The organism is Erwinia sp. JUb26 (assembly GCF_003751505.1).
Lineage (GTDB): Bacteria > Pseudomonadota > Gammaproteobacteria > Enterobacterales > Enterobacteriaceae > Erwinia.
Window position 1 is genome coordinate 340,461 of sequence record NZ_RJVB01000001.1, and the last position, 12,738, is coordinate 353,198.

Below are 12,738 nucleotides of genomic sequence, written 5' to 3' on the forward strand. Positions count from 1 at the left end.
CCAGGAGCCTAACGCGATAGCTCCTGAAGGAACTTATTAATGAGTACAGCAACCCTTATGCCAACCTGACTTTTTTTTATCGGGAAACACACATCTTTGGTTACTCTGCTCGTTAAATTTTAGGTCTTACGATTAAGCGTAGATCGCATATTAAAAAATTTCCTGAAGCAGCGAGCATTTTCGATGAAATTTCAATAACAAAGTCAGAAAAGCGCTAAGCAGCACACTTTTCCGCCCTGTCGGGTGCCGCGGGCAAAAAATAAACCAATGCCAAAGAAGCGGATATTTCGTGCTTAAAAATTGATTATGAGTGCTACAAGTTATGTAAATTTATGATCGCCTGTGGATATCATGGTTAAACTAACCAATCTGATTGTTATATTTACGGAACGATTAATTTGTGAACCATTTCAAACTTACCGCGCTTGCCGCATTTCTGCCTCTGTATTTTGCGGCCCCGATCGCACAGGCCAACCCGCTGACGCTGGGTGCTTCCGTTATCTACAGCCAGAGCCCGTATAAAAGTGGTCAGGACCGTTACTATCCGGTGCCGATCGTTAACTATGACGGCGACAGTTTCTATCTGAATACCCTGCAGGCAGGTTACTACCTGTGGAAGGACACCCAGGATCAGCTGTCGCTGACGGTGCTTGGCTCGCCGCAGAACTACGATCCGGACGATGCCGATGACGGTGATATGAAGTCGCTGAACAAGCGCCATATGACCATGATGGCCGGTGTATCCTATCGCCACACGGCCAACTGGGGGATTGTTCGTACCACTCTGGCGGGCGACGTGCTGGACAACAGCAACGGTATTATCTGGGATCTGACCTACCTTTACCGCTTCGAGTTCGGCCAGTTCAGCTTGACGCCGGGGATCGGTGCGCTGTGGAACAGTTCTAACCAGAACCAGTATTACTACGGGATCTCATCCGCCGAGTCCGACCGCAGTGGCCTCAACCGCTATGACGCGGATGACAGCTGGAGCCCGTATCTGGAACTGACCGGCGGCTGGAAAATCAGTGACAGCTGGAATGCGACCGTGTCAGGACGTTATGTTCGTCTGGGTGATGAAATTAAAAACAGCCCGATGGTCGATAAAAGTTCTCAGGTTCTACTCTGGAGTGGGGTCAGCTACACCTTCTGAGTGTCGCGACCTGCACCACAAAAGGGCGCAATGCGCCCTTTTGTTCTATTTTGGGGCGCGATAATGATGCAGGGAGTGAGTGATGAGTCAGACCGTAACGTTTGCTGATGGAACCCGCCTGCCGGCTATCGGACAGGGCACCTGGTATATGGGGGAAGACCCTGCTTTACGCCAGCAGGAGATCGCCGCATTGCAGTGCGGCATTGATGCGGGCCTGACGCTTATCGATACCGCCGAAATGTACGCCGACGGCGGCGCGGAGCGGATTGTGGGCGAAGCCCTGGCCGGGCGGCGGGATCGTGCCTGGCTGGTGTCGAAGGTCTATCCCTGGAATGCCAGCGAGGTGGATGCGGTGGAAGCCTGTGAACGCAGCCTTCGCCGTCTGAAAACCGATTATCTCGATCTCTACCTGCTTCACTGGCGGGGCAATATTCCGCTGGAAGAGACGCTGCGGGCGATGGAAAATTTGCAGCAGCAGGGGAAAATTCGCCGCTGGGGCGTCTCTAATTTTGATGCTGACGATCTCAGCGAATTACTGCTGGAAGAGGGCGGTGAACGCTGCGCCACCAACCAGGTGCTCTATCATCTCGCTTCGCGTGGTATTGAGTACGATCTGCTGCCGCAGTGTCAGCAGCTGGCGATGCCGGTAATGGCCTACTGTCCGTTAGCTCAGGCGGGTCGGCTGCGCCGTGAACTGATGGCGCATCCCGTACTCGTTGAGATTGCACAACGCAAGCGCATCAGCGTCGCTCAGCTGCTGCTGGCCTGGGTGATCCGCAAGGAAGGGGCGATCGCGATTCCGAAAGCCAGCTCGATGGCTCACGTCCAGGAAAACGCGGCGGCGCTCACGGTGACGTTAAGCAGCGAAGATTTGATGCTGATTAATCAGGCCTTCCCACCGCCATCGGCAAAACTTCCGCTAGATGTAGTTTAGCCAGCCATGCGGGAGAACGGCGTGACGCACGTAGCGACCGGTCTGGCCGGTCGCGTTTGCAGGGTTAAATCATTACTTCTGAATACGGAAGGTTACCGCCAGTCGGGCTGGCTGCTCCCCGGCGCTGATTAGCGGGCGGGAAATACGCGCCGTTTCTACACAGACCATGGTTTTATAGCCTTCATTCGCCATATCCCCCATGCTGCACGACAGCTCCGCACCCGGATTCCATGTGACAACGTCACTTTGATAGTGATGATGCACTTCGATCACCCGCTGACCGGCGCGGTCTTCCACCACGCTGCAGTCTGCTGGCTGGGTATGAATGCGGTCGACGCGCTGTTCGTAAGTTTGCTTACCGTCCGGCGACTGCCCGGTAGCGCCTTTCAGCACCTGATCGATATAGTCCGGCCCCAGGCCGCTGACCGTCACTGAAGCATTATCGGCAACGTTAAAGTAGCTGTGCAGGGCGGCGGTGGCTTCAAAATCACCGTGGGCTTCCAGTTCAATCTCGCAGGTATCGCTGAAGCGGAAGCGAGCGAACAGGGTAAAGTCGTGCGGCCACAGCTTTTTGGTCTGTTCATTGCTTTCCAGAACGAAAGTCAGCATCACGCTCTGCTCGTTTTCATCATGCGCGGAGAGCTTCCACGGCAGATTACGTGCGAAGCCGTGGGCCGGCTCACCTGCAGGACCAAACCACGGCCAGCAGATCGGCACGCCGCCGCGGATCGCCTTACCCGGCGTCCAGGCCGTTTTCTCACTCAGCCAGACAACCGGCTTTTCACCCGCGGGCTGCCAGGCGACCAGATGCGCGCCCTGCAGCGTGACGGCCGCGCGGACCTTAGGATGAGTAATCACCACCACCGGCAGGTCGCCAATCTGGCGCTGGGTGATATACGGCGAGATCTGGTTAAGCACCGGCAGCGAGAAGAGTTTTTCGTTCATGAGCGGTCCTTCTGAAATGGAGAGATAAAAAAAGGGCGACCTGAGTCGCCCTTACTTTTCTGATTCTGTTCAACAGGCCTTATTTGGCGATGTGAGCAACCAGATCCAGTACCTTGTTAGAGTAACCAGTTTCGTTGTCGTACCAGGAAACCAGTTTAACAAAGGTGTCGCTCAGCGCGATACCGGCTTTCGCATCGAATACGGAAGTCAGTTTTTCACCGTTGAAATCGGTAGAAACCACTTCGTCTTCGGTGTAGCCCAGAACGCCTTTCAGCTCGCCTTCAGACGCGGCTTTAATTGCTTCACAAATTTCTTTGTAAGAAGCAGGCTTAGCCAGACGTGCAGTCAGGTCAACAACGGAAACGTTAGGGGTAGGAACGCGGAACGCCATACCGGTCAGTTTGCCGTTCAGTTCAGGGATCACTTTACCTACGGCCTTAGCAGCACCGGTAGATGAAGGGATGATGTTCTGGGATGCGCCGCGGCCGCCGCGCCAGTCTTTGTGAGACGGGCCATCAACGGTTTTCTGAGTTGCGGTAGTCGCGTGCACGGTGGTCATCAGTGCTTCAACGATGCCGAACTTGTCGTTGATTACTTTAGCCAGCGGTGCCAGGCAGTTTGTGGTACAGGAAGCGTTAGAAACGATGTCCTGGCCAGCGTAAGACTTGTGGTTCACGCCCATAACGAACATTGGGGTGTCATCTTTAGATGGGCCAGTCAGAACAACTTTCTTGGCGCCAGCCTGGATGTGTTTACGTGCAGTTTCGTCGGTCAGGAACAGACCGGTTGCTTCTGCAACAACGTCAACGCCCACTTCGTCCCATTTCAGGTTAGCAGGGTCACGCTCAGCGGTAACACGGATGGTTTTACCGTTAACAACCAGTTGACCGTCTTTGACTTCTACAGTGCCGTCGAAGCGACCGTGAGTTGAGTCATACTTCAGCATGTAAGCCATGTACTCTGCGTCCAGCAGATCGTTGATCGCAACGATTTCTACATCAGAACGTTCCTGAGCAGCACGGAAAACGATGCGACCGATACGGCCAAAACCGTTGATACCTACTTTGATAGTCATATATTCCACCAGCTAGTTGATAGTGAATAAAAGGTTGGCAGTAAAATTACAAAAAGCGCTCCAGGCGTCAAGCGGAATCGTGTCAATTATTGCTACAGGTCAAACTCATGACGAGGAATTATTCAAAAAAAAAGCCACTTCTTGACGCCAACCCTGTCGTGATCTTAAGGCACTTAACCCGAATAGAAAGGGGGGTATATTGTAAAAGGTGATCTGAGTCACAATTATGTCTCTGAACGATTCTCCTCTCGCACCTTGAGAGAAAAATTCACCTGATCTTGTTAAGTATTTGTTAGAATGCTAAGCGAAGTCTTCATAATAACACTGCCAGAGAGTCTACCATGGCTAATGAGAAATCCCCTATTTCACCCGAAAATGAACTGAATGAAATGCAGCATTACGTGACCCAGCAGCGTGGTACAGAGCCACCTTATTCGGGTAAACTGTTGCATAACAAAGAGCAAGGTCTGTATCACTGCCTGGTGTGTCAGGCGCCCCTGTTTCTGTCTGCGTCAAAATATGATTCAGGCTGCGGCTGGCCGAGTTTTTACGAGCCTTACAGCGACGAGGCCATTCGCTATCTTGATGATAATACTCACGGAATGCAGCGCATTGAGATTCGCTGCGGCAGCTGTGATGCGCACCTGGGCCATGTGTTCCCGGATGGCCCGCAGCCAACCGGCGAACGTTACTGCGTTAATTCCGCATCGCTGAGCTTTAGCGACGATGACGGTAATATCACCAAAGGTTAACGGAACTGTAATGGAACTGGATGAAATCATTGCCGGTATGACTCCGGAAATTTATCAGCGCCTGGCGACTGCGGTTGAAACCGGCAAATGGGCAGACGGTGTGGCCCTGACGCCGGAGCAGAAGGAAAACAGCCTGCAGCTGGTGCTGCTGTGGCAGGCTAAGCATAACGACGATCCCCAACACATGAGCGTGGCGAAGGGCGGGGAAATCGTGATGAAGAGTAAAAAACAGCTGAAAGAAGAGTTCGGTATCAGCGATGAGGACGTCACGCGGATCCAATTACAATAATTATTCCTGTAGGAATAATTCGTACAAAGAATAGGCAGGTGTGCGTTCAGCACATCTGCCTTTATCAACTCACTTACTGAATCACCGCCCCGGCATTTTGCATCGCTTTTAGCGCTTTTTCGCTGTCCTCAGGCTGCAAATTTACGCCACGACACCCCTCTGCGACCACCGTAACCTTAAAGCCCAGCGAGAGTGCATCCAGCACGCTGTATTTGACGCAGTAGTCGGTTGCCAGGCCCATTATCGTCAGTGAGGTAATACCTGCATGTTTCAACCAGCTATCCAGCGTGGTAGCCTGGCGTCTGCCGTTGTCGAAAAACGCGCTGTAGCTGTCCACCAGGGGGTTTTCACCCTTGTAGACGCGCAGCGTGATAGCGGACTGCTCCAGTGCCGGGTGCAGTTCCGCCCCCGTACTGTGCTGAATACAGTGATCCGGCCACCAGACCTGCGGCAGGCCGTCCAACTCCCCGCAGGCGCCGGGTGCGTTGCCGCAGGTAGACGCGAAGCTGCCGTGAGCGGCAGGGTGCCAGTCGAAGGTGGCGATAACCGGTTCACCCCGCTGCCGAAACTCCTCCGCCAAACGGTTAGCAACAGCAATCGTCTCATCACCCCCGGCCACGGCCAGCGCGCCGCCGGGGCAAAAATCATTCTGTAAATCGATTAATACCAGTGCCTGACGTGCGCTCATGCTTTTACTCCGGTTAATCTACGGTCAACTCGCCGCGCAGGTTCTGCTGCATCAGCTGGCGCATCTCATCGCTGGTTAAATCCTGACTGAGTAGATAGTGCAGCTTGGTCAGCGTGGCTTCAACGGTCAGATCGGCACCGCTAATCACTCCGGCGTGGGCCAGCGCGTTGCCGGTGGCGTAGCCGCCCATATTCACTTTACCGGACATGCACTGCGTAAGGTTGACCACCACAATACCGCGATCGGATGCGGCTTTCAGCTCTTCCAGGAACTCTTTATTCTGCGGTGCGTTACCCACGCCGTAAGAGCGTAGGATCAGCGCTTTTACCGGCTGACGCAGGAAGTTGCGCACCACTTCAGCGGAAATGCCGGGATAAATCGTTACCACGCCGATCGGCTGCGGCGTAATCGGGTGAACGATTAGTTCACCTTTACCGGCCGGAGCGGGAGGCGTATTCAGGCGGCGGATGTGAATACCGGCTTCCAGCAGCGGCGCGAGGTTAGGCGAAGCAAAGGCGCTGAAACCATCGGCGTGGGCTTTGGTGGTGCGGTTGCCGCGATACAGCGTGTTGTTGAAGAACAGCGCCACTTCGTTAATCGGATAGTTTGCAGCGACGAACAGCGAGTTCAGCAGGTTCTGCTGGCCGTCCGAGCGCAGTTCTGCCAGTGGGATCTGTGACCCGGTCACAATCACCGGCTTGGCCAGATTTTCCAGCATAAACGACAGCGCCGATGCGGTGAACGCCATAGTGTCGGTGCCGTGAAGGATGACGAAACCGTCGTAGCGATCGTAGTTCTTCTGGATATCGTCAGCAATCGATTGCCAGTCTTCCGGCGTCATGTCCGACGAATCCATCAGTGGCTGGTACTCGTGGATGGTGAAGTCGGGCATCTCTGCGCGATGGAACTCGGGCATGTTCGCCAGTTGGGTTTGCAGATGGCCGGAAACGGGAATGTAGCCGTGCTCGGAACGCTGCATGCCTATGGTTCCGCCGGTATAGGCGACATAAATCGATTTTTTTTGCATGGGTAAACTCAGACTTGCCGAAAACGCGCAGTATAAGGGGAAAGCGAGGGAAATGCAGCCCGACCGGAGTCGGTCGGGCTGATTAGTGAACTACTTCACATCACCACAGTTCAGGCAGAACGCGTAGCGGTTTTGCGGATCGTTGAGATCGCCCATCAGGCCCGGCTGTTTTTTCATGGCTGAGACCACGTCAAGCAACGGTGCCGGCAGCAGCGCTTTCACCGATGCCGGCAACGAGGCACGCACGTCCATCTGGCTGAACAGCGTGTTCAGCAGTCCCGGCTCTTCCTGATACCAGTCCAGTTGAGGCTGCTTCACTTTTGCCAGCTCGGCGGCTTTCGCCACGGCATCGTCAAAGTCACCCAGGGCATCGACCAGGCCATTGGCCTTAGCATCGCTGCCGGTCCAGACGTGGCCCTGGGCGATTTGATCGACCTGCTCAGGCGTTTTGTTACGTGATTTCGCCACCAGACCGAGGAAGTTTTTATAGCCGTACTCGATGCTCAACTGCATCATTTCCTGCACTTCCGGCGGCAGCGCTTTGGTCAGCGTCACGTCGGCCAGCGGCGAGGTGGCCACCCCGTCCGTGTGCACGCCAATGCTATCCAGCGAGTTTTCCACCGTATTGATCACGCCGAAGATACCGATAGAACCGGTCAGCGTGTTCGGGCTGGCGATAATGTAGTTGGCCGGCGTGGATACCCAGTAGCCGCCGGATGCAGCCATACCGCCCATTGAAACCACCACCGGTTTACCGGCGGCTTTTGCCGCAGCCAGCTCTTCACGGATGGTTTCAGACGCGGTGACGCTGCCGCCGGGGCTGTTCACGCGGAACACGATGGCTTTGATGTTGTCATCCAGGCGCGCCTGGCGGATTTCGTCGGCGGTGGTGTCGCCGCCGACGCTGCCCGGCGTTTCTTCACCGTCCATGATCGCGCCGTTAGCGACGATAACCGCAATGTTGCCTTTGCTGTTGCTTTCGGTGGTTTCGGTATTGTTCAGCGGGTAGTCATAAATGCTGATGCCGGTGTAATCCTTCGCCTCTTTATCCCAGCCGAAGGTTTTCACCAGCTGCTGATCCACCACCGACGGTGACGCCAGCTCATCGACCAGCTTGCTCTCTTTAGCGTACTGCGCGGTATCGCCGCCGACTTTTTGCAGGGCGTCCAGCACGCCACGCGCACCGGGGAAGACCTGTTCGGCGGTAATCTGGCGATTCGCGGCCAGGGTGTTGAGGTAGTTTTGCCACAGCTCACCCACCCAGCGGCTGTCGGCGTCGCGCGCGGCCGGTGACATATCATCACGCAGGAAAGGCTCGACCGCCGATTTATAGGTGCCAACGCGGAAGACGTGAGAATTCACCTTCAGCTTATCCAGCAGGGTTTTATAGTACAGGCTGTTGGTAGCGAAGCCGTGCAGATCGACTGTTCCCTGCGGGGAGAGATAGATCTTATTGGCAAAGCTGGCGAGGTAATACTGCGACTGGCTGTAGCTGTCTCCGGTCGCAAACACCGGCTTGCCGCTGTCGCGGAATTCGCGCAGGGCTTTACCAATGTACTGCAGCGAAGGCTGATCGCCACCGGCAAAACTGCGCAAATCCAGCACAATTCCGGTAATACGGCTATCATCTTTCGCCTGACGGATGGCATCCACGATATCAAACAGTGAATTCTCTTTCAGGCGATCGCTGCTGGCCCCGATAAGCTGGCGGCCCAGTTTACTGAATTTGTTGCTGACGGACGGTTTATCCACCACCACGCCGCTGAGGTCGACAATCAGCGCGCCTTTCTTCACGTCCGCCGGGGCCGAGCTGCTGCTCATCTGGAACCATATCCCGGCACCGACCAGGATAAGCAGGATCAAAAACAGATTGAGGATAAATTCGCGGACAAAATTCAGTCCCCGCCACGTCCACTTAAAAATACCAGCGATAGCTCGCCACAACATGCGCATAGACTCTCCGTAATCGCAACAAATGCCCGTAAGGGTACAGGGTTAAACGTAACGTGCCCCTTAACGGACAGTAATGTTCAACATCCTAAATAGCAGGGGCTGAATTGTCAGCAGGAAAAAGGACAATGCTGTAACAAAACATCATCCTGTGCTAGTTTCAGTCCACTTTACGCCCCCATCAGGAGGAAATTATGGACGCTCTGGAATTACTGGTTAATCGACGTTCGGCCTCACGCCTGGCCGATCCCGCCCCGGCGGGCGAAGCACTGGACAACATTCTGCGCGCCGGTATGCGCGCCCCCGACCACGGCACGCTGCAGCCGTGGCGCTTTATCATCGTTGAAAATGAAGGGCGCGATCGCCTCAGTGCGCTGCTGGAAAACCTGTCACGCGAAGCCAGCCTGGATGATAAAGCGATTGATAAAGCGAAACAGGCGCCGTATCGCGCTCCGATGATTATCACCGTTGTGGCCCGCTGCGAGGACCATCCCAAGGTGCCGCGCTGGGAGCAGGTCGTGTCAGCTGGCTGTGCGGTGATGGCAATGCAGATGAGCGCTGCCGCACAGGGCTTTAACGGTATCTGGCGCAGCGGTGCCTGGACCGAAGACGAATCCGTACGTCAGGCCTTCGGCTGCCGCCCGCAGGATGCCATCGTCGGCTTCCTTTATCTGGGCACCCCGCAGCTGAAAGCGGCGACCACCGTGCTGCCGGTCGACAGCGCGCCGTTTGTCAGTTATTTCTGATTGAATCAGGTCCTTTTTATCGTCAGGGTTGTGAGCGGCCCTGCAATTCGCCGGGATAATAAGCGAATGGTCCGCGATTAAGGTCGGCAGACTTACACCCGTCTGCCCGATCCGCTACCATAATGTCTGGTGAAGCTAAAAGGGACCTACTTCATGAATCAGAATACTATCCGCCTGACGCAGTACAGCCATGGTGCAGGCTGCGGCTGCAAAATCTCCCCCCAGGTTTTAGAGACCATCCTGCATAGCGATCATCCGCTCAGACGCGATCCTAATCTGCTGGTCGGCAATGAAACTCGCGATGATGCGGCCGTGTACGATCTCGGTAACGGCACGGCGGTCGTCAGTACCACCGATTTCTTTATGCCGATCGTGGACGATCCGTATGATTTCGGCCGGATTGCCGCTACCAACGCCATCAGTGATATCTGGGCAATGGGCGGGCGGCCGATTATGGCGATAGCCGTTCTGGGCTGGCCGGTCAACGTGCTGTCGCCGGAGATTGCCCGGCGGGTGATCGAAGGCGGACGCAGCGTTTGTGAACAGGCTGGGATTAGCCTGGCAGGTGGGCACTCGATTGACGCGCCGGAGCCGATCTTCGGTCTTGCGGTGACCGGGGTAGTCGACACGCACCAGGTGAAAAAGAACAGCGAAGCACAGGCGGGCTGCCGGCTGTGGCTCAGTAAGCCGCTGGGTATTGGCGTATTGACCACGGCGGAAAAGAAAGTGCTGCTGCGGCCTGAACATCAGGGGCTGGCGACGGAAGTGATGTGTCGGCTTAACCTGCTGGGCGCGGATGCCGCGGGGATCCCCGGCGTTTGTGCGATGACCGACGTCACCGGCTTTGGCCTGCTCGGCCACCTCAGTGAGATGTGCCAGGGCGCGGGTCTCCAGGCCGACGTGCGCTTCAGCGCGATACCGCGACTGCCCGGCGTCGATGACTACATCGCTCAGGGCTGCGTGCCGGGGGGGACGGAACGTAATTTTGCCAGCTATGGCCAGCTGATCGGTGAAATGACCCCGGCGCAGCGCAGCCTGCTTTGCGACCCGCAAACCTCCGGTGGTCTGCTGATGGCGGTATTACCCGAAGCGGAAGCGGCACTGCATGCTGCCGCAGAAAAACATGCAGTTTCCCTGACCATGATTGGCGAACTGACAGAGGCTCAACCCGGACGAGCCATGATTGAAATTAACCCCTGAGCAGGAATTGAGTCCGGATGCGTTTGTTTATTGCCGAAAAACCCAGCCTTGCCCGCGCGATTGCGGATGTCCTGCCGAAACCCCACCGTCGCGGCGACGGTTTTATCGCCTGCGGTGACAATCAGGTCGTCACCTGGTGCGTTGGGCACCTGTTGGAGCAGGCGCAGCCGGACAGCTATAACAGCCGTTTTGCCCGCTGGTCGCTGGCCGATTTGCCGATCGTGCCGGAAAAGTGGCAGCTGCAGCCGCGCCCGTCGGTGGCAAAACAGCTTAACGTGATTAAAAAGCTGCTGGGGGAAGCCAGCGAAGTGGTTCACGCAGGAGACCCGGATCGTGAAGGGCAACTGCTGGTGGACGAAGTGCTGGATTATCTGACCTTACCGGCGGAAAAACGTGCCGCCGTACAGCGCTGCCTGATAAACGATCTCAACCCGCAGGCGGTGGAGCGCTCGATTGGCCGACTGCGGCAGAATCGCGAATTTATTCCACTGTGCGTCTCGGCGCTGGCGCGTTCGCGCGCCGACTGGCTGTACGGCATCAATATGACCCGCGCCTACACGCTGCTGGGGCGCAACGCCGGTTATGACGGCGTGCTGTCGGTCGGTCGGGTGCAGACCCCGGTGTTGGGCCTGGTGGTGCGGCGCGATGAAGAGATTGAAAACTTCGTGGCGAAAGATTTCTTCGAGGTGAGGGCACATATCGTCACCCCGCAGGATGAACGCTTCGTTGCCCTGTGGCAACCCAGTGAATCCTGCGAACCCTATCAGGACGAAGAGGGGCGACTGCTGCATCGCCCGCTGGCCGATCACGTGGTCGCGCGCATCGGCGGCCAGCCCGCACTGGTCACCAGTTATAACGATAAGCGTGAGAATGATACCGCGCCGCTGCCGTTTTCGCTTTCCAGCCTGCAAATCGAAGCCGGTAAGCGGTTTGGCCTGAGCGCGCAAATCGTGCTGGATACCTGCCAGCGTCTGTACGAAACCCACAAGCTGATCACCTATCCGCGTTCGGACAGCCGCTATCTGCCGGACGAGCATTTTGCCGCCCGTCATTCGGTGCTGAATGCGATAAACAGCCATCAGCCGGACCTGACGCCGCCCGCCGATTTTAATACCGATATTCGTAACCGCTGCTGGGATGATAAAAAAGTCGATGCCCACCACGCCATTGTGCCGACGGCGCGCAGCAGCCGGGTTTCGCTGAATGAAAACGAGCAGCGCATTTACCGGCTGATCGCCACCCAGTATCTGATGCAGTTTTGCCCCGATGCGGTTTACCGCAAGTGTGTGATTGAGCTGGATATCGCCGGCGGGAAGTTTATCGCCAAGGCGCGGTTCCTGGCGGAAGCGGGCTGGCGGGCGCTGTTGGGCAGTAAAGAACGCGACGAGGAAAATGACGGCACGCCGCTGCCGGTGGTGGCAAAGGGCGATGAGTTACTGTGTGAGCGCGGCGAAGTGGTGGAGAAGCAGACCCAGCCGCCGCGCCCCTTTACCGACGCCACGCTGCTGTCGGCGATGACCGGGATCGCGCGTTTTGTGCAGGATAAAGATCTGAAGAAGGTGCTGCGCGCTACCGACGGTCTGGGGACCGAAGCGACGCGGGCGGGTATTATCGAACTGCTGTTTAAGCGCACTTTCCTGTTTAAAAAGGGGCGCTATATTCACTCCAGCCCGGCGGGAAGGGCGCTGATCCACTCTTTACCGGAAATGGCCGCGCGGCCGGATATGACCGCGCACTGGGAATCGACGCTGACCAAAATCAGTGAAAAGCAGTGCCGCTATCAGGACTTTATGCAGCCGCTGGTGGAGACGCTGTACTCGCTGATCCATCAGGCTCGCCAGCAGCCTGCGGCCCACGCTTTTCGCGGGCTGCCCGCGCCGTCGTCGGGCCAGGCGAAGAAGCCGCATCGTAAAACGGCTTCTTCGAAGGCGGGTACGGGTAAGTCCAGACCGTCGGGGGAGAGGGATTCCGGCAGCGACTAG

General features: G+C 56.4%; 12 protein-coding genes. 7 read left to right on the plus strand and 5 right to left on the minus strand.

Going from position 1 to position 12,738, the window contains the following annotated elements; genetic code table 11:
* Positions 1-400 precede the first annotated feature (400 nt).
* A complete protein-coding gene (locus EC836_RS01570; protein ID WP_123329483.1) occupies positions 401-1,150 on the plus strand; it encodes a MipA/OmpV family protein in 750 nt (249 codons plus the stop codon).
* Positions 1,151-1,232: 82 nt separating this feature from the next.
* Positions 1,233-2,084: an aldo/keto reductase gene (locus EC836_RS01575; RefSeq protein ID WP_123329485.1), complete on the plus strand. Its 852-nt coding sequence runs from the start codon at positions 1,233-1,235 to the stop codon at positions 2,082-2,084.
* A gap of 72 nt (positions 2,085-2,156) precedes the next feature.
* On the opposite strand, the gene EC836_RS01580 is transcribed toward EC836_RS01575, so the two are convergent.
* Positions 2,157-3,029 (minus strand): D-hexose-6-phosphate mutarotase, encoded by an 873-nt coding sequence (locus EC836_RS01580; RefSeq protein ID WP_123329487.1) that lies wholly within the window; start codon positions 3,027-3,029, stop codon positions 2,157-2,159.
* 79 nt (positions 3,030-3,108) lie between these two features.
* Positions 3,109-4,104, minus strand: a complete 996-nt coding sequence (gene gapA / locus EC836_RS01585) for a glyceraldehyde-3-phosphate dehydrogenase (protein WP_199734985.1) — start codon at positions 4,102-4,104, stop codon at positions 3,109-3,111.
* A gap of 341 nt (positions 4,105-4,445) precedes the next feature.
* On the opposite strand from gapA, the gene msrB reads away from it, so the two are divergent.
* On the plus strand, positions 4,446-4,856 hold the full coding sequence (gene msrB, locus EC836_RS01590; RefSeq protein ID WP_123329492.1) for a peptide-methionine (R)-S-oxide reductase MsrB: 411 nt from the start codon (positions 4,446-4,448) through the stop codon (positions 4,854-4,856).
* Positions 4,857-4,866: 10 nt separating this feature from the next.
* Positions 4,867-5,145 carry a YeaC family protein gene (locus EC836_RS01595; protein WP_123329494.1) on the plus strand — a complete coding sequence of 93 codons (279 nt, stop codon included), beginning with the start codon at positions 4,867-4,869 and terminating at the stop codon, positions 5,143-5,145.
* 73 nt (positions 5,146-5,218) lie between these two features.
* On the opposite strand, the gene pncA is transcribed toward EC836_RS01595, so the two are convergent.
* From pncA to sppA, 3 genes are all read right to left on the minus strand, one after another.
* Positions 5,219-5,833, minus strand: a complete 615-nt coding sequence (pncA, locus tag EC836_RS01600; RefSeq protein WP_123329495.1) for a bifunctional nicotinamidase/pyrazinamidase — start codon at positions 5,831-5,833, stop codon at positions 5,219-5,221.
* A 13-nt stretch (positions 5,834-5,846) separates the two neighbouring features.
* Positions 5,847-6,860 (minus strand): asparaginase, encoded by a 1,014-nt coding sequence (gene ansA / locus EC836_RS01605; RefSeq protein ID WP_123329496.1) that lies wholly within the window; start codon positions 6,858-6,860, stop codon positions 5,847-5,849.
* A 90-nt stretch (positions 6,861-6,950) separates the two neighbouring features.
* Positions 6,951-8,813: a signal peptide peptidase SppA gene (gene sppA, locus EC836_RS01610; RefSeq protein WP_123329497.1), complete on the minus strand. Its 1,863-nt coding sequence runs from the start codon at positions 8,811-8,813 to the stop codon at positions 6,951-6,953.
* Positions 8,814-9,004: 191 nt separating this feature from the next.
* Between sppA and EC836_RS01615 the strand changes: the two genes are divergently transcribed.
* The 3 genes from EC836_RS01615 (at position 9,005) to EC836_RS01625 (ending at position 12,738) form a co-directional block, all read left to right on the plus strand.
* Positions 9,005-9,556, plus strand: a complete 552-nt coding sequence (locus EC836_RS01615; RefSeq protein WP_123329498.1) for an NAD(P)H nitroreductase — start codon at positions 9,005-9,007, stop codon at positions 9,554-9,556.
* 153 nt (positions 9,557-9,709) lie between these two features.
* Positions 9,710-10,756 carry a selenide, water dikinase SelD gene (gene selD / locus EC836_RS01620; RefSeq protein ID WP_123329499.1) on the plus strand — a complete coding sequence of 349 codons (1,047 nt, stop codon included), beginning with the start codon at positions 9,710-9,712 and terminating at the stop codon, positions 10,754-10,756.
* Positions 10,757-10,773: 17 nt separating this feature from the next.
* The gene (locus tag EC836_RS01625) at positions 10,774-12,738 is read left to right on the plus strand and encodes a DNA topoisomerase III (RefSeq protein WP_123329500.1); all 1,965 of its coding nucleotides are present in this window, start codon (positions 10,774-10,776) and stop codon (positions 12,736-12,738) included.

Coding starts and splice junctions, on each gene's coding strand:
- EC836_RS01575 (WP_123329485.1), top strand. CDS start 1,233: ATGAGTCAGACCGTAACGTTTGCTGATGGAACCCGCCTGCCGGCTATC.
- EC836_RS01580 (WP_123329487.1), bottom strand. CDS start 3,029: ATGAACGAAAAACTCTTCTCGCTGCCGGTGCTTAACCAGATCTCGCCG.
- gapA (WP_199734985.1), bottom strand. CDS start 4,104: ATGACTATCAAAGTAGGTATCAACGGTTTTGGCCGTATCGGTCGCATC.
- msrB (WP_123329492.1), top strand. CDS start 4,446: ATGGCTAATGAGAAATCCCCTATTTCACCCGAAAATGAACTGAATGAA.
- EC836_RS01595 (WP_123329494.1), top strand. CDS start 4,867: ATGGAACTGGATGAAATCATTGCCGGTATGACTCCGGAAATTTATCAG.
- pncA (WP_123329495.1), bottom strand. CDS start 5,833: ATGAGCGCACGTCAGGCACTGGTATTAATCGATTTACAGAATGATTTT.
- ansA (WP_123329496.1), bottom strand. CDS start 6,860: ATGCAAAAAAAATCGATTTATGTCGCCTATACCGGCGGAACCATAGGC.
- sppA (WP_123329497.1), bottom strand. CDS start 8,813: ATGCGCATGTTGTGGCGAGCTATCGCTGGTATTTTTAAGTGGACGTGG.
- EC836_RS01615 (WP_123329498.1), top strand. CDS start 9,005: ATGGACGCTCTGGAATTACTGGTTAATCGACGTTCGGCCTCACGCCTG.
- selD (WP_123329499.1), top strand. CDS start 9,710: ATGAATCAGAATACTATCCGCCTGACGCAGTACAGCCATGGTGCAGGC.
- EC836_RS01625 (WP_123329500.1), top strand. CDS start 10,774: ATGCGTTTGTTTATTGCCGAAAAACCCAGCCTTGCCCGCGCGATTGCG.